This is a genomic window from Streptomyces sp. NPDC043861 (assembly GCF_056435905.1).
The window spans coordinates 136,239-156,492 of the sequence record NZ_JBWKDP010000003.1; the positions used below are offsets into that span (position 1 = coordinate 136,239).

15 protein-coding genes, 2 tRNA genes and 1 pseudogene are annotated in these 20,254 nt (G+C 71.4%); 8 read left to right on the forward strand and 10 right to left on the reverse strand.

The annotated features are described in order from the left end of the window. Window positions 1-19: 19 nt before the first annotated feature. From AC068D_RS08200 to AC068D_RS08230, 7 genes are all read right to left on the reverse strand, one after another. Window positions 20-1,567, reverse strand: a complete 1,548-nt coding sequence (locus tag AC068D_RS08200; RefSeq protein WP_478822146.1) for a HAMP domain-containing sensor histidine kinase — start codon at window positions 1,565-1,567, stop codon at window positions 20-22. A 4-nt stretch (window positions 1,568-1,571) separates the two neighbouring features. Further along, complete coding sequence (locus AC068D_RS08205; protein WP_478822147.1) at window positions 1,572-2,312, reverse strand: response regulator transcription factor; 741 nt, start codon at window positions 2,310-2,312, stop codon at window positions 1,572-1,574. 85 nt (window positions 2,313-2,397) lie between these two features. Then, window positions 2,398-3,285, reverse strand: coding sequence for an amidohydrolase family protein (locus AC068D_RS08210; RefSeq protein ID WP_478822148.1), 888 nt, complete (start codon window positions 3,283-3,285; stop codon window positions 2,398-2,400). Beyond that, complete coding sequence (locus tag AC068D_RS08215) at window positions 3,272-3,607, reverse strand: antibiotic biosynthesis monooxygenase family protein (RefSeq protein ID WP_478822149.1); 336 nt, start codon at window positions 3,605-3,607, stop codon at window positions 3,272-3,274. The genes AC068D_RS08210 and AC068D_RS08215 overlap by 14 nt, the downstream gene beginning before the upstream one ends. 253 nt (window positions 3,608-3,860) lie before the next feature. Further along, window positions 3,861-4,748: a DUF2797 domain-containing protein gene (locus AC068D_RS08220; RefSeq protein ID WP_478822150.1), complete on the reverse strand. Its 888-nt coding sequence runs from the start codon at window positions 4,746-4,748 to the stop codon at window positions 3,861-3,863. Between the two features lie 222 nt (window positions 4,749-4,970). Continuing rightward, complete coding sequence (locus AC068D_RS08225; RefSeq protein ID WP_478822151.1) at window positions 4,971-5,627, reverse strand: signal protein; 657 nt, start codon at window positions 5,625-5,627, stop codon at window positions 4,971-4,973. A gap of 219 nt (window positions 5,628-5,846) precedes the next feature. Further along, entirely contained in the window at window positions 5,847-6,155 is a 309-nt protein-coding gene (locus AC068D_RS08230; RefSeq protein WP_478822152.1) for a DUF7677 family protein, read from the reverse strand. A 255-nt stretch (window positions 6,156-6,410) separates the two neighbouring features. Here AC068D_RS08230 and AC068D_RS08235 point away from each other — a divergent pair, with 255 nt between their 5' ends. The 6 genes and pseudogenes from AC068D_RS08235 to AC068D_RS08260 form a co-directional block, all read left to right on the forward strand. Continuing rightward, window positions 6,411-6,785 carry a hypothetical protein gene (locus tag AC068D_RS08235; protein ID WP_478822153.1) on the forward strand — a complete coding sequence of 125 codons (375 nt, stop codon included), beginning with the start codon at window positions 6,411-6,413 and terminating at the stop codon, window positions 6,783-6,785. Window positions 6,786-6,872: 87 nt separating this feature from the next. Continuing rightward, window positions 6,873-7,580, forward strand: coding sequence for an ABC transporter ATP-binding protein (locus AC068D_RS08240; protein WP_478822154.1), 708 nt, complete (start codon window positions 6,873-6,875; stop codon window positions 7,578-7,580). Continuing rightward, window positions 7,580-9,820: an ABC transporter permease gene (locus AC068D_RS08245; protein WP_478822155.1), complete on the forward strand. Its 2,241-nt coding sequence runs from the start codon at window positions 7,580-7,582 to the stop codon at window positions 9,818-9,820. The genes AC068D_RS08240 and AC068D_RS08245 overlap by 1 nt, the downstream gene beginning before the upstream one ends. A 41-nt stretch (window positions 9,821-9,861) precedes the next feature. Next, the gene (locus tag AC068D_RS08250; RefSeq protein WP_478822156.1) at window positions 9,862-10,074 is read left to right on the forward strand and encodes a hypothetical protein; all 213 of its coding nucleotides are present in this window, start codon (window positions 9,862-9,864) and stop codon (window positions 10,072-10,074) included. A gap of 57 nt (window positions 10,075-10,131) precedes the next feature. Beyond that, complete coding sequence (locus tag AC068D_RS08255) at window positions 10,132-11,109, forward strand: helix-turn-helix transcriptional regulator (protein ID WP_478822157.1); 978 nt, start codon at window positions 10,132-10,134, stop codon at window positions 11,107-11,109. Between the two features lie 747 nt (window positions 11,110-11,856). Next, window positions 11,857-11,940 (forward strand): annotated as a pseudogene (locus tag AC068D_RS08260) (hypothetical protein); the annotation flags it as partial. Window positions 11,941-12,209: 269 nt separating this feature from the next. On the opposite strand, the gene AC068D_RS08265 reads toward AC068D_RS08260, so the two are convergent. Together AC068D_RS08265 and AC068D_RS08270 are read right to left on the reverse strand one after the other, a co-directional pair. Next, a tRNA-Arg gene (locus tag AC068D_RS08265) sits at window positions 12,210-12,282 on the reverse strand. Between the two features lie 265 nt (window positions 12,283-12,547). Beyond that, window positions 12,548-12,638, reverse strand: a tRNA-Ser gene (locus AC068D_RS08270). 242 nt (window positions 12,639-12,880) lie between these two features. On the opposite strand from AC068D_RS08270, the gene AC068D_RS08275 reads away from it, so the two are divergent. Both AC068D_RS08275 and AC068D_RS08280 read left to right on the forward strand, forming a co-directional pair. Then, a complete protein-coding gene (locus AC068D_RS08275; protein ID WP_478822158.1) occupies window positions 12,881-13,324 on the forward strand; it encodes an SSI family serine proteinase inhibitor in 444 nt (147 codons plus the stop codon). A 234-nt stretch (window positions 13,325-13,558) separates the two neighbouring features. Continuing rightward, window positions 13,559-17,638 carry a response regulator gene (locus AC068D_RS08280; RefSeq protein WP_478822159.1) on the forward strand — a complete coding sequence of 1,360 codons (4,080 nt, stop codon included), beginning with the start codon at window positions 13,559-13,561 and terminating at the stop codon, window positions 17,636-17,638. Window positions 17,639-18,351: 713 nt separating this feature from the next. Here the strand turns inward: AC068D_RS08280 and AC068D_RS08285 are convergent. Beyond that, entirely contained in the window at window positions 18,352-20,004 is a 1,653-nt protein-coding gene (locus tag AC068D_RS08285) for a long-chain fatty acid--CoA ligase (RefSeq protein ID WP_478822160.1), read from the reverse strand. Between the last annotated feature and the right edge of the window lie 250 nt (window positions 20,005-20,254).

Below are 20,254 nucleotides of genomic sequence, written 5' to 3' on the forward strand. Positions count from 1 at the left end.
ACTCTCGCCAGGGCAGCTGTCACGGCTTTGTGGTGAGGCTGTGCGCTGTCTGTGAGTCACGCGCCCCGGCCCGGCTCCCCTGGTCGGGCGGCCCGGCCGGCATCGGCAGCCGGACCGAGAAGACCGTGCGGCCCGGCACGCTCTCCACACCCACCGTCCCCCCGTGCGCGAAGACGACGGCCTGAACGATCGCCAGCCCCAGACCGGTGCTTCCGGCGTGGCGCGAGCGCGAGGCGTCACCACGTGCGAAGCGTTCGAAGACGTGCGGCAGCAGAGCGGGCGGGATGCCCGGCCCGTCGTCCCGGACCTCCAGGGCCACGGCCGTCCCGGAGTCGAGCAGCCGGACCCGCGCGGTCACCGTCGTGCCGGGCGGGGTGTGCGAGCGGGCGTTGGCGAGCAGATTGACCAGCACCTGGTGGAGCCGCGCCGGATCGGCGGGTACCGTCACGGGCTCGTCCGGCAGGGCCAGCCGCCACAGGTGGTCCTGCCCCGCCGCACGGGCGTCGCTCACCGCATCCACCACGAGCATCGACAGATCGGTGCTCTCGTACGCGAGCGGGCGTCCCGCATCGAGTCGCGCCAGCAGCAGCAGATCCTCCACGAGCCCGGTCATCCGCGACGCTTCCGACTCGATCCGCCCCAGCGCATGGCGGGTGTCCGGCCCCGGCACCTCCTTGCTCCGGCGCGGCAGCTCCGCATATCCGCGGATGGACGCGAGCGGCGTGCGCAGCTCATGGCCGGCGTCCGCGACGAACTGCCGTACCCGCATCTCGCTCTCCTGGCGCGCGTGCAGCGCGGAATGGACATGGTCGAGCATCCGATTGAGCGCTGCGCCGACCTGCCCGACCTCCGTGCGCGGATCGGCCTCCGTGTCCGGAACGCGCTCGTGCAGCGCCACTTCGCCGCTGTGCAGCGGGAGTTCCGAGACGCGGGTCGCGGTGGCGGCGACCCGCCGCAGCGGCCTCAGCGCGACCCCGACGAGCGACCCGCCCGCCAGTCCGGCGGCAAGCAGTCCGGCCCCGGTCACACACACCTCGACGACGACGAGCGTGCCGACGGTGCTCTTCACCTCGGCGAGCGGCAGACCGACCAGGAAGGTGCCGTTCCCGCCCTCCGCATACGCGACGCGGTACTCGCCGAGACCCGGTAGCTCCACGGTGTGCCGCGCCCGGTCGTGCGGCACATCCCCGAGGGCCGCCCGTTCCGCCTTCGACAGTGCACGGTCCGTGACCAGGGGGCCGCGCCCGTCGGTCTCCTGCTGCGTGGAGACGAGTCCGGCTCCGAGTGTGCCGTCGTCATCCACCTCCACGCCGATCGTGCCGACGGGCGCACCGCCGCCGGTCACGAACCGCAGCGGATCCACGGGGGGTGGCATCCCCACGTCCCGCGCGTCCGGCGGAGGCCCCGCGGCCCGCCGGGCCAGGGCATTCACCTGGTCGTCCTTCTGCGCGTGGAGATAACTGCGCAGCGCGAGCGTCGTGACCGTGCCGATCACCGCCGCGACGACCGCGATCAGCGCGACCGCGGACACGACGAGCCGGGTCCGCAACGACCACCGTTTCCGCATCCGGTCATTCACCCGGCTTGATCAGATACCCCGCACCACGCCTGGTGTGGATCATCGGCGACCGCCCGGAGTCGATCTTCCGTCGCAGATAGGAGATGTAGAGCTCGACGACATTGGCCTGGCCCCCGAAGTCGTAGGACCACACGCGGTCGAGGATCTGCGCCTTGCTGAGTACGCGCCGCGGATTGCGCATCAGATAGCGCAGCAGCTCGAACTCGGTCGCCGTCAGATGGATGCCCGCACCGCCCCTGGTCACCTCATGGCTGTCCTCGTCGAGGGTGAGGTCCCCGACGACGAGCAGGGACTCACCGCGCGCTGCCGCCGCCGCGCCGGAGCGCCGGATCAGTCCGCGCAGTCGCGCCACGACCTCCTCCAGGCTGAACGGCTTGGTGACATAGTCGTCACCGCCCGCCGTCAGGCCCGCGATCCGGTCCTCGACGGCATCCCGCGCGGTCAGGAACAGCACCGGAACGTCGGGGAGTTCACGTCGCAGCCGCCCGAGGACGGCAAGTCCGTCCATGTCGGGCAGCATCACGTCCAGGACGACGGCGTCGGGCCGGAAGGCGCGCGCCGAACGCACCGCACTCGCACCGTCCCCCGCACTGCGCACCTCCCACCCCTCGTAGCGCAGCGCCATGGAGAGCAGCTCGGCGAGGGACGCCTCGTCGTCCACGACGAGCACCCGGACGGGTCCGCCGTCCGGCCGGCGCAGTTCGGTACGTACCTGGGGAGAGGTCGTCGTCATGGTGCAACACTCTGGGACCCTGCCGTGAGAGCGGCCTTTCCCTCACCTGTGAATTCCCTGAGAACCGGGGCGGCTCCCGCCGGAGTCAGAGGAAGAGCCGGGCGCCGTTCCCGTGACAGACCGCCCGCAGCCAGTCGTCACCCAGCTCCAGCCGCTCCAGCGCCTCGAGCTGGTGCAGATACGGATACGGGATGTTGGGGAAGTCCGTCCCGAGCAGCACCCGGTCCCCGAGATCCGCGAGCCGTCCCCGCTCACTCACCGGGAACGGGCTGAACCGCTCGCTGAAGTCCGTGAACGCCATGGTGGTGTCGAGACGCACCTGCGGATACCGCTCGGCCAGCCCCAGGAAGTCCGTGTACTCGGGCATCCCCATGTGCGCCACGATCAGCGGCAGCCGCGGGTGGCGCGCCAGCAGCCGGGCGACCGGCTCCGGCCCGGTGTACTTACCGGGCGCCGGGCCCGATCCGCAGTGCATCACCACGGGGATCCGGGCCTCCGCGAGCAGCCCCCACACCGGATCGAGCAGCGGGTCGTTCGCGTCGTACGCCCCTACCTGCAGATGCGACTTGAAGACGCGGGCGCCGTTGTCCACGGCCCGGCGGACATAGCCCTCCACGCCTTCCTCGGGGTAGAGCGTCGCCGTGTGCAGACAGCCGGGCGTACGGGCCGCGAAGTCGGCGGCCCAGCCGTTGAGCCACTCCGCCATCCCCGGTTTGTGCGGATAGAGCATCGACGTGAAGGCCCGCACCCCGAACTCCTGGAGCAGGGCGACCCGCCGGTCCTCCTCCTCCCGGTAGGTGATGGGCCACTCCATGCCGGTCAGCGGGCCCACGGAGTCGAAGTACGCCCACACCTTGTCCAGCACCCGCTCGGGCATGAAGTGCGTGTGCACATCGACGAGCCCGGGCAGCCCGAGCCGCTCCCAGAACGCCCGTACCGCCCCGGCCTCGTGCTCGGACTCATTCCCGCTCAAAGCTGTAACTCCGCTCGACCTTGCCGATATGGACGCTGTACCGGTCGTACCACTCCGCGCGGCCGCGCCGCTGGGCCTCCTGGTGCTCCAGGCTCCGCCGCCAGGCGGCTATGGATTCCTCGTCCCGAAAGTAGCCGACGGTGATCCCGAGCCCGCCCGGCGTACGGGCCGACTCGTACCCCAGGAACCCGGGCACCTGCTCGACCAGCTCACGCATGCGCACCGCGGTCTCGGCGTAGCCGCTGGAATCCGGCCGCAGAAGGGAAGTGAACACAACGGTGTAATAGGGCGGTTCGATGCCCGCCACGAGGTGATCGCTCATGACGAACACCCTCCGACGTGCGCCGATACGGTGTCCAGGCCACCGGGCCAAAGGGATCCGAGTCTTTACCGTCCCCACTGCCGGGCCCCTCCGGGCGCCGGAACCATCACCTTCGTCCTGAACGACCTCTATATGCCGATCATGCCGATCATGCCGGTCGGCCGGTCGTGCCGATCACGCCGATCACGCCGATCACGCCGATCACGCCGATCACGCCGATCACGCCATGATTCCGCACCGTCCCGTGCATCCATCAGAAGAGCCCGTCCTGCACGCCCTGCGGCAGTTCGTCCACGGGCACGGTCACCGCACCGAGCGGATCGGCTCCGACGAGCTCCCAGCCGGTCATCACCCGGGTGTCGACGACCAGCGTCCGCCCGTCGGCACCGAGCAGATGCAGATCGGGACCGGCCGCGGCGACCAGCCTCCCGGCGACGGTCCCGCCGTCCACCAGCTCCCGCACCACTCCCGATGCCGCAGGGAGTCCTTCGAGCCCGAACACCCCCATGTGATCGGCCACCTCGCCGCCGACCCGTTCCAGCGCCTCCGGCCACCCCTCCAGGGCGACCGCTCGCGCGTACAGCTCCTTGACCTCCGCGGCCCGCTCATCCGCCCCGGCCGGCAGCACCGCACGCACAGCACGCTTCTGCGCGTACGGGATGCGGTCCGGCACCCGCAGCGCGGCGCGCAGCAGTTCCTCCGTGCGCCGCGCCGCCATCAGGGGCCCCCGGCCCAGCCAGGCGAACACCACCGCACCCTGTTCCAGCAGGCGCGCCGCGCCGCGCTCCTCGGCAGTGATCCCCACCTTCACCATCCCGGGCCCGAACCACGCCAGATACACCCGGTACGGGCGGGGGTCGTCGGCCATGGTGTCGGCGGCCACCGAGTGCGCCCGGTCCAGCCGTGCGCATTCCGGGCACAACCCGCCCGTACTGCGTCCCGGCACCACGGCCCCCACCGGGCACACGTTCCCGCGCGCCCCGGGGCAACCCCGCTCCCCGACGGCCCGGAACCCGAGGCCCCGCCCGTAGGCGAGCCGGCTCTCCCGCATCTCGCCGCCCCGGTCCCAGCGCAGCACGGGCACCGCGCCGCCCGCCCAGCCCATCCGCCGGAACCGCCACCGGCCCGCGCCGCCGCCCATGCTTCGCCTCCTGATCACGCCCCCGGGAGTCTCCGAAGGTCCGGCTTCACCGTCAACGCGTCCGCAGTCACCGCCACCGGGAGAGGTCCCGCAGTCTCGGGGGCGGGTCGGGCATGAAGCAGACCTGTGCCCACGACCGACGCCAAGTCCGGATCATCGGCACCAGCCTGCCCCAACTACGCGCAGGAACGGGTCGGCTCACCCGGCACCCTGCCTGCCCGCCTACTCCGACGCGGCGCCCACGGTGAGGAAGTAGTCCACATCGACCGAGAAGGCACCGGACCGGCCGCGGATCGCGAGCGTGTGCTTTCCGGGTTCCAACGGGGGCAGCTGGACCCAGAGGCCACACCCGGTGGTCGTGAGGCCGCCGGCTCTGCCGGTGACGGGATTGTCGGCGACTCCCCGCATCGTGATCGCCTCTCCTCGATGGGCGTCCGCCTCGACCCTCTTGCCGTCCAGGACCGCGGATCCTTCGGCCGCCCCCATGAAATCCGCGCAGTCCGCCGGGCTACCGGTCGAGTTCACGAGGGGGAAGGCGACAGGCACTCCGCCGGGCATGCTGCAAGTGCGCTCGGCCCGAGTGCCGAAGGTGCCGGCCAGGAACCACACGTCCCGCGACTGGTTGCGTCCGCACTCGCTCCCGTCCTGGTCGGCAACAGGATTCGTTTGCTCCGGCTCCGACGACGCCCATGTCCACCACCGGCTCTGCAGAACCTCGGGAGGGAGACGCTCTCGCGTCGGCGACTGCACCGCGGAGGAGGGAGCCGACGATGCCCGCTCCACCGGGTCCCCGGAAACCGCCGCCGGCTCGGGTCCGCATCCCACCAGTGCGGCCAGTGCCACGGTGACGAGTCCCGCCGGTCCCGTCCAGGTCTTCACGATTGCCCCCTCACGACGTCGCACAGCTGCCTCGACCCCCTGGTCGGCGTGCGACGTGCGCAGACACCCTATCCGCGGGCCGGTGGACGCCCGGGCCGCGCCGGCTGCCGTCCTCCACCGCAGCAAGGCCGACGCCGGAGGCCCGCGCGGACTCACCGTCCGGGGCCCACCGGCCCGATGTGCAGTCGGCAGGACTCGAGCCCGCAACCCCTGGTCCCGTCACGGCCCGTGCAGCTCGGTCTCCCACCACTCGAACGGTGGCTCGACCCGGTAGCCGGGATCGCAGTACGAGCGGACCCATTGCGCAGCACGGTACTGAGCCTCTCCGGCGTTCAGCACTTCCCCGTTCTCGTCCACCTGCAGGACGTTGGCGAAGATCGCAAAGACCTGTTCCAGCGGAGAGCCGAACGCCATGAGCCGAGGCCGGTAGTCGACACCGTCCAGGAGCTCCACGTCGAGGGTGCCGTTCGCCAGGTGGAAGGCGAAGAAGCGCAGCGCAGCACGTACGTCCACGGGGAGGTGATCCACGAGGACATCATCATCCAGCGGCGCGGCCGCGGCACGCTGCCGTGCCCAGGCGTCCCTGCCGGGCGACGTCCGGGCAGGGGTGCCTCTGCACGGCTCAGCTTCGTGCAGTGCAACAACATGACGGTGGTGGCTGCGCCGCGGCCGCGGGAGAGTCGATGACGCGGCGCGGGGGGACCTACGGCGCCGGGACGGTGAGCGAAGAGTCGTCACCGCGTCCGCGTATTCAGTAGTGCATCGACCAACAGGGGAGAACTCATGTCCATCGGCAGAACTGCAACCAGGATCCTGGTTGGCGGCGCAGCCGTACTCGCACTGTCCGGGGCCGGACAGGCATTCGCGGGCGCCGGGGAGAACCTGGACTCGAAGGTCTACGGCTCGAAGGCCTGGAGTCACGGCACCAACGGCCAGGTCGCCGTCAGCGACACCGTGGGAGACAGCCACTCCGTCTACACCCTGTACGACCGCCGATACAACACCGGCCTGCGCCTCAACAACTCCAGGGGTCACGGCTACACCGTCCGAAGCGGCATGGACGAGACCAACTACGTCCGCAAGGTGACCGCCTGTGTCAACCTCCAGCTCAGCCCGGACAGTTGTGGCCCAGACGACCGCCCCGGTGACGACTTCTAAGACCCAGTGATGCGGTGGGGCGGTCTGGACCGCCCCACCGCATTTTCGCGTTCTCGGACACCGACAACACATTGAGGACGACCCCCCATGCAGACAGCACATGACGCCACCGCAGACACGCGGGCGGTACTGGAGGTCACCGGGCTCGGTCATCGGATCGGCGGACGAACGCTGTTCGACGGCCTCCAACTGTCCCTGTGCGCGGGCGAATCGATCGCCGTGACCGGGCCGTCCGGATCCGGGAAGAGCACACTCCTGTCCTGCGTGCTGGGCCTGATCGCCCCGGACAAAGGAACGGTCACCGTCACCGGCAGCGAGATCACTCGCCTCCGTACATCCCAACTTGCCCGACTGCGCGCCCAGTCGATCGGCATGGTCTTCCAGTTCGGTGAACTCCTCCCGGAACTCAGCCCGCTGGACAACGTCGTCCTCGCCGCCCTCCTCGCCCGCCGCAGCCGTCATGACGTGCGAGACCGCGCGCAACGCCTGCTCGACGACCTCGGCGTGCCACAAGCGGCGACCAGCCAGGAACTCTCCGGCGGAGAACGGCAGCGGACAGCGGTGGCCCGCGCCCTGATCAATGAGCCTGCCCTCCTGCTGGCCGACGAGCCGACCGGCGCGCTGGACACCGAAACCCGGGACAGGACCGCCCAGTTGCTGTTCGACCTGCCGCGTCAGTACTCCTGCGGACTCCTCGTGGTCACTCACGACCTGGGCATCGCCGCCCGCGCGGACCGCACCCTGCATCTCACCGCCGGCACCCTCGCACCGGCCATCGCGCGAAAGGCACGCTGATGGCCACCACCACGAGAGGACTGGTGCGTCAGCTCCTCACCATCGGACGCACTGCCGGCCTGAAGGCAGAAGCCGGCGGTACCCGTTTCGTCGCCCTCCTCCTCGCCACCTTGGTCCTCACCCTCGCCATGGGCAGCCTCGTCGCGGTCCACGCCGTGTACACGGGCAAGGAACAACACCGCACCGCCAGAACCCCCGTCGTCACAGAACGCGAAGGCCCCCTAGGTTCCACCGTGTGGCTTGTGGGATCCGACTCGCTCGACGGCGAACGGCGCTTCAGCGTCGTGTACCTGGCGCCGCACCAGGGCGACGCGCCGCTGCCGCCCGGAGTGGAGCGCTGGCCCGCCCCCGGCGAGGCGGTCTTGTCACCGGCCCTCAGGAAAGCCGGCGCGGGCGAGGACATCGACAACCGGTACGGCAAGCTCGCGGGCACCATCCAGGCATCCGGCCTGGACGAGCCCACCGAATGGCTCGCCTACGTCCGGCCGCGCGACGGCCTCAGTGCCGAGCTGCCGAACGAGGTCGTCACCGGCTTCGGCCCTGCCGACGGCCGGATCATGCCCGGCCTCGAACCCGGCTCGGGACGACAGGACGACAAAGCCGAATGGATGTTCCAGGCTGCTGTGGCCGGCATGCTCCTCCTGCCGGGCCTCGTCCTCCTCCTCGTCGCCGCACGCACCGGCGCCCACGCCCGCGACCGCAGGACCGCCCTGGTCTCCGCACTCGGAGGACAGCGCAGGGACCGAGCCCTCATCGCCCTCGGCGAAGCAGGCCACCCGGTCCTCACCGGCGCACTCCTCGGCGCCGCAGCCGTCACCACAACCCTGCTGCACGACACCCACATCCCTTACACCGACTACATCCTCTCGTCCGCGTACTTGATCGAACACGGCCGGCAGATCACTCTGACCCCCGTCATCGCGCTCCTGACCGTCCTTGCGGCAGTCGTCACCGCAGACCTCGCACCACGCCGGGGCGCCCACGCAACGCGTCCCCACAGCCGGGCCCCCTCCGCCTGGCTGCCCCGCATCGCCGCGCTGTTCCCCGTCATGTTCCTCATAGCGCTGTACGGCCCCGACTTCGCCGGGCAGGGTTCCGCTCTGCGCATCCTCATCGGATGGGCAGGAATCGCCGGCACGACCCTCACCCTGCCCGCCGCCGTCGCGACCGTCACGGCAGCCGGCGGACGCATCCTCACCCGCCGGGGGCAAGCACATGGGCTGCCCGGCACCCTCGTCGCAGGACGCCGCACCGACACCCACCCCGGTGCCACCGCCCGGATGGTCACCGGTGTCACGGTGGCCCTCATCATCCTCATGCAGGCGGTCGCCTGGCAGGGCCTGTTCGGCTCACAGAGCGCCGGGGCACGGCACACCCTCGACCGCATCGGCCGCAGCGCCCTCATTGTCGGCGCCAGAGGAGACGTGACCACCGCGGAAATGACCGCCTTCCTGGACCGCCTGCCGGACACCGAAGCCGTCCTGCTCGTCCCACCGGCCGACGGCGCCGACGGCCCCATGACCCTGTATGCCGGCTGCCCCGCCCTCGCCGCCCTGCGACTTCCCTGCCCCGCCGGCACAAACCGCATCACCGGAGCACCCGAGGACCCCCGGCTCCAAGAACTGATCCGATGGACCCCGCACGGCGAACTGATCCTGGACATCCACCGCACCGACACCCATGACATCGCACAGCGCGCCGCGTCCCCCGAAGCGGACTTCCCCCTCGTCATCCTGCACCGCGACGGAAACGACCTCTCCACCGCAGCCGTGAAGAAGCTGTCCTACGAGGTGTTCCCCCGCGGCGCACAAGTCCGCGCTCCGGGCGAGGAGCAGGTGACCGCCGGAATCCCCAACCGGGACCAGGGGCGTTGGAGCGCCCTCCTCGGCGTGACCGGCATCACCGTGCTCGCCGTGACCGCCGGCCTCAGCGCCATGGCGGAATTCCTGCGCCACGGACGTGCGCTCGCTCCCCTGTCCGTCCTCACCGGCGGCCTGCGCGTCTTCCGTGCGAGCGCGGCGTGGTCCGTCCTCACCCCACTTGCCCTGGCAGGTCTTGTCGGGAGCGTTGTCGCAGCCGGCCTTGCAGCCCCGGTCAACGCGTACGGAGAGTCCTACATCACGCGTGAGCTGCTCTGGTCGGCGGCGGGGATCGTCCTGGTGGTCAGCGTCCTCATGTGGCTGTGGGCAGCCCTTGTCGCTGTCCGACAGGCCCGCGCCTGGCGTCCGCGCGGTGACTGACCTGTCCGCACAGACGGTCACAGAGCCCTGGAGCACGCGTCATGCTGATTGTTGTCGGCGCCTTCGCGCTGCTCCGCCACATGCAGTCCAACACCATGACGATGGCGACCGCGCCGCGGCCGCGAGAGAGGCGATGGCGCAGGGTCGGACCGGGATGGGCTCCGGCCTCGATGCGGGCTGTGGCCGATCTCCCCTCGTACGGCCATGGCTGTCACTGTGTCCTGTCCAGCCGCACCCGCCAACGAGCCTCGTAGGATCTTGTGTTGGGCGCGCCGACATCCGATCGGCGATGTCGTGCCGACGGGGTGGGAATGACACAGGTTCAGCACACGCATGGTCTGGAGGAGTTGTGCGAGGCGGGCGGTGAGGTCTACGCAGCGGCGCTGCGTCGGGGCCGTGTCCGACGGGAGGAAGCGGCCGGGGTGCCGTGTCTGATCGATCTGGGGCTGCTGCACCCCGATCCGCAGGCGATGGAGTGGTTGCGGCCGACGGATCCCGCTGTCGCGCTGCACGTGGCGCTCAGGGACATCGAGGCGGAGATCCTTACGCAGCGATTGCGGGAGGCGAAGGTCGCCCGGTCGCTGGAGCAGTTCCAGGCACTCGGGGTGACGCCGCCGGCAGTGGATGCGGGCGGGATCGTGGTGTTGGAGGGACTCGCCCGGATCAATGCGGCGGTCGAGAGCGCAACCAACGCGTGTGAGCGGGAATTGCTGTGCATCCAGCCCGGGATGCGCAGCGAGTCCGTCCTCGAGGGGGCGCTGCCACGGCATCTGCGACTGCGGGAACGCGGGGTGCACACCCGCAGCCTGTACGGCAGGGCGTCGTTGCACAGCCCGGCGCTGCGCGGCTTCATGGCGGCGCTGGGAGATGCGTTCGAGGTGCGCAGTGTGGGGGATGTACCGCAGCGGATGTTCATCATGGACAGCACGGTCGCCTTCGTGCCGGCGAGCCCCGACCGTCGCGTTGCGCTCGAACTGCGGCATCCCGCACTGGTTGACTACCTGATCTCCATTTTCGAACGCTTCTGGCACCAGGCCCTGCCGCTCGAGGCCTCGGCCCCCGCCCTGCCCGGACCCGAGGGCGTCTCGGAGCGCCAGTTCGCGATCGCGCTGCTGCTGGCGGAGGGGCATGCGGACGAGGTCGTGGCCCGGCGTCTGGGAATCAGCGTGCGGACGTGCCGCAAGCACATCGCGCACCTCGCCGAACTGCTCGGCAGCGCCAACCGCGTGCAGCTCGGGGTGCTCATCGCCCGGTCGGGGTTGCTCGACGCGCCGCCGGATCCCCAGTGACCACAGCCGGGCAGGGCCATGCCCATGGCCTGGCGGCGCTGTGCACGGCTGGTACGGCCGTCTACGCCGCGGCGCTGAGGCGCTGAGGCGCTGAGGCGCTGAGGCGCGGGAGGGTCCGGTCAAGGAGGCGGCAGGGGCGCCGTGTCTCGTCGATCCGGGGTTGCTGCACACGGATCCGGGTGCGGAGGGCGGCTGCGGCCGGTTTCACCGGCCAACGGCTGTGCGCTTCCTGCTGGTGATCAGGCGTACCGCTCTCCAGGACGCCGTGCGTGAGGACGAGCTGCCCCGCAACGTGGCCCGGAACGTGGAGCTGGGCGTGGGAACGAAGCGCGAGATCGAACCGCTCACGGTCGAGGAAGGGCGTCAGCTCCTGGCGGCGGCCAGGAAACCCGGCTCTGTGGGCCGGGTACGAGCTGGTGGTCCGCATCGGCCTGCGGCACGGGGAGCTGCTCGGGCTGCGCTGGTCGGACGTGGACCTCCATGAGGGCGTCCTTACCGTCCGGCAGTCGCTGCAGCGGGTCGGCGGCGAGCCGCTGATCGTCGCGCCGAAGACGCAGCGTTCAGCCCGTCGCGTGGCCCTGCCGTCCGAGTGCGTGACCGCGCTCCGCGCTCGGCGCGCGCGGCAGATCGCCGACCGGAAGGGAGTGGGCAACAGCCGGAAGGAGGCAGGGCAGGGCCTCCTCTTCAACCTGGAACGGAACCCCCGTCGAGCCGCGCAACCTGAACCGCGCCTTCGAGGCGCTGTCCATTCGGGCCGGCGTCCGCAAGGTCCGCTGTCACGACCCGCGGCACACCTGCGCGTCGCTCCTCCACGAACAGGGTGCCGACGCACGCATGATCATGGAGGTACTCGACCACAGCTCGATCCGCGTGACCATGGACAGCTACACCTTCGTGCTGCTCGACTCGCAGCGCTCGGCGTTCGATCGCGTCGGGGATGTCTTGAGGGGTGACGGCAACGACCCAGACGATGACGACGGCGCGGCCGGTGCCCCGGCAGGCGTCCAATCCGCCCCCGAACCCGGTTGCCGTCAAACACTGCCGTCAAGACAAAAAGCCAGAGGCCCTGTGGATCACTCCACAGGGCCTCTGAACTGTTGTGCACTCGGCAGGATTCGAACCTGCAACCTTCTGATCCGTAGTCAGATGCTCTATCCGTTAAGCTACGAGTGCTTGCCGACGGTCTTGCCGTTGGCTTCACCTCTCGGGCTTTTCGGCCCGGTTGGCGTTGCGGGAACAACATTACATGACCTGCGCCGTCAGACGAAATCCATTACCCGCACCATGCCTGACCTGCGCAAACACCCCTACAGCCGTATGAGCGCCCGGCTCTGGCGGTGGTGCCCGCGCATCCCGTACGGCAGCGGCGCCGCGCGTCCCGGTCCCGAGCGGAAACGACCGAAGCCCCGGCCGTCGGGCCGGGGCTTCGGTGTTGGGGCGGAGGCGGAGGGATTTGAACCCTCGATGGGCTTTAAGACCCAAACCGCATTAGCAGTGCGGCGCCATAGACCGGACTAGGCGACGCCTCCAGCACACCCGCGCGGGCGCGAGTGGTGCGTGCAGATGATGACACAGTTGGGTGGGGTGTCACCAATCGCTCCCCACGGTACTAGGCACGCAGGCCCGGGGGCAAAGAGCCGCTCGGCCGGGGCGCGCGGCGATCTCGCCGTGCACGGTCGGGTGAGTCCGGGTTGCGCAACGCACGGGCGTGCGGAGCGTTAGAGATGCCGGGGCGGCCGACCGCCCCCATCCGTCGTCCACAGGAGCATCCATGCTGCGCCGCCTTGTCCTCATCGCCACGGCATCAGTGGCCACGCTCATCGTCACCGCGCCGGGCGCGTCCGCGCTCGCAACGCTTCCGCTGCCGCTGGTGCAGGAGGAGCCCCAGGACCGGCTCACGGTCACGACCTCGCACACCGGCAACCCGAAGGCCGACGGTTCGTACCAACTGACCTGCGGCCCGGCCGGCGGCACGCACCCCGAGGCCGAGTCGGCCTGCGACCGGCTTGACGAGCTCGGCGAGGGCGGCCAGGACCCGTTCGCACCCATCGGCCAGGACAGGATGTGCACACAGCAGTACGGGGGCCCCGCCACCGCTCGCATCACCGGAACCTGGCACGGCCGCCCCGTCGACACCTCATTCGACCGGAGCAACGGCTGCGAGATCGGTCGGTGGCGGGCGATGGAGCCCGTCCTGCCGACCGCCAGGGTGTAGCGGGAGCCGGAGAGTGCGCGCAGGCCTCGGCGCCGGACGGCGCCCGGGTCGGTGCGCACTCCGACCGGCCGGGGAGCGCTCGGTGTACACAGAAACTTGGTGAGAGCTCCCCCTCATCCACCGCCGCATGCCCATCCCCTGCCTTTAGACTCCCTCCAGTGACAGGCCGCGGCCCGAGGAGCAGGATGGGGCCGGCCGTCCGCAAGTGCTGTAGGTCAGGGAGGAAGCGTCGTCGTGAGCAGCAGGCCATCCCGAGGCGCTGCTCGCCTCGCAGCCATACTCGACGCCCTCCCGGACGGGCTCGTGCTCGTCAATTGCAATGGCACGGTGGTCAACGCCAACACCATCGCCCTGGAGATGTTCGAGACGCCGGGTACGGCGCTGGTGGGGCGGGGGCTGCTCGATCTGCTGCCTTCCTTCGACTCGAAGCTGATCCCGGGCTCGATGCGGCGGCCGGACGCCGCCGACGAGCGGGGCCGTACGAAGCCGACCCGGATGATCGCGCGGCGCACGGACGGCGGGGAGTTCCCCGTCGAGGTGACCAGCGCGAGCCTGGAGGACGGCCGGGACGCATACGCCTCGAACAGCAGCGCCGGCGTCAGCTACACCGGCGACGAGCTGCTCATGCTGGTCGTACGCGATCTCTCGGGCACGCTCGACACCGAGGCCGAACTGGCCCGTTCCCAGCGGCAGACCGAGATGATCCTGCGGGCCGCCTCCGAAGGTGTCGTCGGCACGGACACCGACGGCCGGGTCGTGCTGGTGAACCCGGCCGCCGCCCAGATCCTCGGCTTCCGGGCCAGCGACCTCGGCGGCAAGGAACTGCACCCGCTGATCCTGCACTCCCGTCCGGACGGCGAGCCGTTCCCGTACGACGAGTCGCCGCTCGCCGACACCCTCAGGTCCGGCCGCAAGCACCGCGTGCGGGGGCAGACGCTGTATGCGAAGGACGGCAAGAAGGTACCGGTCGACCTGACGACCGCCCCGGTACGGGACGGGGACCAGCTCGTCGGTGCGGTGATGACGTTCACCGACCGGCGGCCCTACGAAGAGCTGACGGAGCAGCACGCCGCGGAGATCGCCGAACGCGACGCGCAGCACACGGCCGAGCTGAAGGAGCTGACCGAGAAGCACACGGCGGAGCTCGCCGACAGGACCGAGCGGTACACGGCGGAGGCCGAGGAGCGCGACGAGCGGGCTGCCTCGCTGGCCGCCCGGCTGGACCAGCTGACCGCGGTGCTGGGCGAGTCGCTGCGCGGACCGCTGGAGGAACTGCGCGGCGAGCTCGGCACACTGGCCGCCGACCCGGCGGGACAGCTCTGGCCGGAGGCCAACCAGGTGCTGCACCACCTCGCAGCCGGCTACGCCCGGATGACCACGCTCGTGGACAACGTGCTCGGCTTCCAGCGCCTGGACGCGGGCGCGGAGCAGCTGCAGCGGGCGAAGGTGCTCCTCGACGGTGTTGTGGCGACCGGCATCGAGGGTGCGGTCGAACTGATCGGTCCGGGTCGGGCGCAGTTCGCGGTGCACGCCCCGCCGATAGAGGCCGAGGTGGACGCGGCCCGGCTGGCGACCGCCCTGGCCCATCTGGTCGCCGATGTCGCCGGGGTCGACTCGACCGGCAAGGCCCGGGTCGTGGCGGGCGGCGGATACGTCGACTCGACGATCGTCGTCGCCGCCGCCCAGCGGGGCGACGTCGTGCGGATCGAGGTGCGCGGGCCCTACCCCGGGGGCGACCCGGTGCACGAGCCGATCGTCCGCGGGATCGTGACCGCGCACGGCGGTGTACTGCAGACGCACGAGGTGCCGGGGATGAGCGGCAGCGCGTACGTCCTCGAGGTACCGCTGGGGGAGGGCGCGGGCACGGTCCCGCCGGCCCCGGCGCCCGCCCAGTCCGCCGCACCCGTCGTGCCGGCGCAGTCGACGTCGGGCGGCGGGCGCCGACGCGCCCGTCGGGCGTCCACGGACGCGTTCCTGGAGAGCCCGCTGGCCCCGGACCCCTCGGCCGGACCCTCGGGACGGCGCCGGGCGGGCGAAGCCGACACCGACGGCGGCACGCCCGGAACCCCGGGCGCCGTGGTCGTCGCGGGCGGCGGCACCGGCCGTCGTCGCGGGCGCCCCAGCCCCGCCGAGGGTGCCGTGGTCACCGCCGCGGAAAGCGCGGCCGACAGCGGCCGCCCGGCGCTCGGCCAGACAGTCCCGCCCCAGGGCATGGCCCCGGAGGCGGCGGCTCCCCACCCCACGGGCCGCCGTGCCCGCCGGTCCCAGGCGGCACTGCCCGCTCTGCCGTCGGGCCCCTCGGCCCCGTCGGCGGCCGTGCCCGCGGCGCCTCCCGCACCGGAAGCCGCCCCGGGGACCCCGGAGGCAGGGGCGACCCCTGCCGCGCCCGGTTCCGAGGCGTCGCCGGTGGCAGGCAGCGCTGTGAGTGTGCCCGGCGGCCCCGCCCCGGTCCCGGCGGCGACCGCGGCGCCGGGCTCCGGTCAGGACACCGGCTCAGGGGTCTGGCCCGCCGCCCCGCAGGGCGGTGCCCCGGTTCCGCCGCCTACGACCGGTCCCGCAGCCGGCCCCGATGCCTGGCCGGTGCCCGGGCAGAACCCGCTCACCGCGGCCTCCGCCGCCCCTGCCGCCGCCCCCGGGTCGGACGCGCACGGTATCGGCGCAGCGGCGCTGGAGCCGGCCGGAGCAGTTGCGCAGCCCGGCGGGCGGCGCGCGCGGCGGGCACTCGCCGGGCCCCAGGAGCGGGCCGCGAACGGTGAGACCGGGGAGCCGCGCAACGCGTTCGCGCTGCCGCCCGCGGAATCCGATCGCGTACCCGCGCAGTCGGCCGCCGCTCAGGACGACGAGGGCCGCCACGACGCCGTACGCACCGAGCCCGGTGCCGATCACACCCCGCCGCAGCCGCATCCCGTGCCGACGGGGCGGCGCAGGGCACGAACCGCTGAGACCGCTGCGACCGCTGCGACCGCTGACCCCATGAAGGCTGAGCCCGCTGAGCCCGTGAAGGGCGAAGGCTCCGACACCGGTTCCGTACCTCTGCCGCCCGCCGTCGGGCCGCAGCGCGTCGCACAGCCGCTGCCCGCGGAAGCGCCGGTGCCCGCCGACGCTTCGCAGGGCAGATCGTTCAGCGTGCGCACGCTTGGCCAGGGTGTTCCGTTCGCCCAGCAGGCCGGACAGAACCAGTCGATCGGGCAGGGCGTGCCCTTCGCCCAACAGGCTGCGCAGAGCCGGCCGCCGAGGCCGAACCAGACGCTCGGCAGGAACCAGTCCCTCGGGCAGAACCAGACGCTGGGCGCCGGGCGGCGCCGGAAGCTGGCCAGCCGGCCCGACGGCGAGGACCGTGGCGCGGGTACGTCGACGGAGTCGGCCGCCCCGCCGCAGCCGCAAGCCCCGGCGCCACTCCAGCCGCAACCGCAGCCCGCGCAGTCCCAGCCCCAGCAGCCCCTCCAGAGGCTCGTGGCGCCGGTTGAGGGCCGGGCATACGCGATCGGCGCACCGGACGAGGGCGCCGAGGGCCCGGAGCTCCTCGACGGCCCCGGCGGAGCGGTCGAGGTCGCCAACCGACCCGCGCCCGTCCCCGTCGACGACGAGCTGCCCCCGGAGCCGCTCGACAATCCACGCCGACTGCTGGTCTGGCCCGCGCCCGACGTCGCCACACAGCAGGCGCTGAGCGACCGCGGCTACCGGCCGGTGATCGTGCACTCGCGCGAGGAGGTCGACGCGCAGATCGCCGCTTTCCCCGCGGCGCTCTTCGTCGACCCGCTGACCGGGCCGATCACGCGCACCGCGCTGCAGTCGCTGCGCCAGGCGGCGGTGGCGGCCGAGGTACCGGTGCTTCTCGCAGCCGGTCTGGGGCAGGCGACGCGCGAGGCGGCGTACGGCGCCGACCCGGCTGTACTGCTCAAGGCACTGGCTCCGCGTGACAGCGACCAGCACCCGTCGCGGGTGCTGCTGATCGAGGAGCACGAGGACATCGCGGCCGCGCTGACGGCGACGCTGGAGCGGCGCGGGATGCAGGTGGCACGGGCCGGGGCCGACTCGGAGGCGGTTTCGCTGGCGCAGCAGATGCGGCCCAACCTGGTGGTGATGGACCTGATGCAGGTTCGCCGCAGGCGTGCCGGCATCATCGACTGGCTGCGGGCCAACGGGCAGTTGAACCGCACCCCGCTCGTCGTCTACACCTCGGCGGGCCTCGACCACGCCGAACTGCCCAAGCTGTCCTCGGGCGAGACGGTCCTGTTCCTGGCGGAGCGCTCCACGAGCACCGATGTGCAAGGCCGCATCGTGGAACTGCTGGCGAAGATCGGCACCAACTAGTAGTGCTTTGGTCGGATGCCGCCGACCTGCGGCGTGCAGCGGGCCCGACGATCGGTCGGCGCGATCCGCGCACCGTTCGTCGCAGGTCGCGGGCGTCCCCCGGGACCATCCGGCAGCGGCACCCGCGCAACGGCCCGGACCCGACAAAGCACAACTAAGTCCTGTCCGTGCGGACAGGACTTAGGGTCTTTCGTCTGGATCAGGCTGGATCAGCGTGCCCGGGGCACGCGAGCCCGGCAAGATCCAAACGAGAGGCCCTGGGCGCGGACCGGGAAGGTCCGCGGCGGAGGCTGAGGCGGAGGGCGGCGGCGTCCGTGCACGGGTCTTCGCGGGCCTGCCAGGGCCGAGGGGAAGGATCACCGGGCGGTGGGACCGGCCTCCGGCTCCGCCCAGGTGCCTCCACCGACCGGAGGCAGGGGAGAGCGTCCTCGTACGGATGGGGAACCTCCCGGGCCCGGCTCCGGGAAAGCACTCCGGCGGCTCGAATGACCGGCGGCTCCGACGCCGGGTGGCTCCGGCAACACGGCGACGGCGCCCGCACAGGGCCCGGGAGCCGGTGAATCCATCCGGTCACATCCCCGGCGGCGAACCGGTACAGAGCAGGGCGTTCCGGTCGGACAGGCGCCCGGCCCGGTGCGCAGGTCGCGCGCCAGGCCGGGGCCGACTGCCGACTGCCGACTGCCGACTGCCGACTGCCGACTGCCAGCTACCGACTACCGCAGTTCGGAGACGTCCAGCTCGCCGTCCGCGTACTGCCTGCGGATCACCTTCTTGTCGAACTTCCCGACGCTCGTCTTGGGCACCGACGGGATGATCGTCCAGCGTTCCGGCAGCTGCCACTTCGCGATCTTCCCGGCGAGGAAGTCCTTCAGCGACGCATAGTCCGCCGTGGAACCGTCCTTGAGAACGACCGCGGCCAGCGGGCGCTCGCCCCACTTCTCGTCGGGCACGGCGACGACCGCCGCCTCGACGACCTCGGGATGCGACATCAGCGCGTTCTCCAGCTCGACCGAGGAGATCCACTCACCGCCGGACTTGATGACGTCCTTGGCTCGGTCGGTCAGGGTGAGGAAGCCCTCGGAGCTGATGACGCCGACGTCACCGGTCTTGAGCCAGCCGTCCTCGCTGAACTTGTCCTCGGGCCGGAGCGGCTCGCCCGCCGCACCGCCGTAGTACGCCCCCGCGATCCACGGGCCGCGCACCTCCAATTCGCCCGCGGCCTCGCCGTCCCACGGCAGGAACTCGCCGCCCGGACCGCGCAGTCGCGCCTCGACACCGGCGGGGAAGCGGCCCTGGGTGAGCCGGTAGCCGAGCTCGTCCTCCGTACCGACCGCGTGGGCCGGCGGTCGTGCGATCGTGCCCAGCGGGGACGTCTCCGTCATGCCCCAGGCATGACAGACGCGCATGCCCAGCTCGTCGAACGCCTCCATCAGGGAGGGCGGACACGCGGAGCCGCCGATGGTGACCTGGGTGAGGGAGCTGACGTCGCGCGGCTTGGCGGTGAGCTCGGCGAGCAGGCCCTGCCAGATGGTGGGAACGGCCGCCGCATGGGTCGGACGCTCGGTCTCGATCATCTCGGCGAGCGGGGCCGGCTGGAGGAAACGGTCCGGCATCAGCATGTTCACGCCGCTCATCAGCACGGCGTGCGGCAGGCCCCAGGCGTTGACATGGAACTGCGGGACCACGACAAGGCTGGTGTCGGAGTCCGTCAGACCCATCGACTGAGCCATGTTGACCTGCATCGAGTGCAGATAGATGGATCGGTGCGAGTAGACGACGCCCTTGGGGTCACCGGTGGTGCCGGAGGTGTAGCACATCGCCGCTGCGGAGTTCTCGTCCAGCTCCGGCCAGTCGTAGGAGGTCGGCCTTCCGGCGATCAACTCCTCGTATTCGTGCACCTGGGCCTGGACACCGTCGAGCAGCGAACGGTCACCGGGGCCCGAGACCACGACGTGCTCGACCGTCGGCAGGTGCGGCAGCAGCGGAGCGAGGAGCGGCAGCAGCGAACCGTTGACCACGACGACCCGGTCGGCGGCGTGGTTGACGATGAACACCAGCTGCTCGACGGGCAGCCGCAGATTCAGGGTGTGCAGGACGGCGCCCATGCAGGGGATCGCGTAGTACGCCTCGACGTGCTCGGCGTTGTTCCACATCAGCGTGGCAATGCGCTCGTCGCCTTCGACCCCGAGTTCGTCGTGCAGGGCGTGTGCCAATTGGGCGGCGCGCTCGCCGAGCTCGCGATAATTGCGGCGCTGCGGCTCGCCCTCCCCGGTCCACGTCGTGACCTGTGAGGTGCCGTGGATCGCCATCCCGTGCTTCAGGATGCGGGTCACGGTCAGTGGTACGTCCTGCATGGTGCTCAGCACGGCGTCCTCCCGGTGGGCGCGCAGCTCTCGGCCAAGGGGACGTGCCGTCCCCCCGGCAGTAAGGGTGTGGAGATTCTGCGCACATACCACGCGGTATGTCACTACCCCCGGGTACGAAAAGGAGGACGAAACTTGCTGCCGCACCCCGCGCCGGCCTTTACCCGGACGGCATCACCCATCGGCATCGGGCATCGCCCCGGTCGGCCAGGTCGAGGGAACGCCCCCGCACAGCGGGGGCAGCGGGGCAGCG

Excerpts from the sequence above, each read along its gene's own strand:
- AC068D_RS08255 (WP_478822157.1), top strand. The coding sequence starts at position 10,132 with ATGACACAGGTTCAGCACACGCATGGTCTGGAGGAGTTGTGCGAGGCG.
- AC068D_RS08215 (WP_478822149.1), bottom strand. The coding sequence starts at position 3,607 with ATGAGCGATCACCTCGTGGCGGGCATCGAACCGCCCTATTACACCGTT.
- AC068D_RS08275 (WP_478822158.1), top strand. The coding sequence starts at position 12,881 with ATGCTGCGCCGCCTTGTCCTCATCGCCACGGCATCAGTGGCCACGCTC.
- AC068D_RS08240 (WP_478822154.1), top strand. The coding sequence starts at position 6,873 with ATGCAGACAGCACATGACGCCACCGCAGACACGCGGGCGGTACTGGAG.
- AC068D_RS08205 (WP_478822147.1), bottom strand. The coding sequence starts at position 2,312 with ATGACGACGACCTCTCCCCAGGTACGTACCGAACTGCGCCGGCCGGAC.
- AC068D_RS08250 (WP_478822156.1), top strand. The coding sequence starts at position 9,862 with ATGCTGATTGTTGTCGGCGCCTTCGCGCTGCTCCGCCACATGCAGTCC.
- AC068D_RS08200 (WP_478822146.1), bottom strand. The coding sequence starts at position 1,567 with ATGCGGAAACGGTGGTCGTTGCGGACCCGGCTCGTCGTGTCCGCGGTC.
- AC068D_RS08220 (WP_478822150.1), bottom strand. The coding sequence starts at position 4,748 with ATGGGCGGCGGCGCGGGCCGGTGGCGGTTCCGGCGGATGGGCTGGGCG.
- AC068D_RS08235 (WP_478822153.1), top strand. The coding sequence starts at position 6,411 with ATGTCCATCGGCAGAACTGCAACCAGGATCCTGGTTGGCGGCGCAGCC.
- AC068D_RS08245 (WP_478822155.1), top strand. The coding sequence starts at position 7,580 with ATGGCCACCACCACGAGAGGACTGGTGCGTCAGCTCCTCACCATCGGA.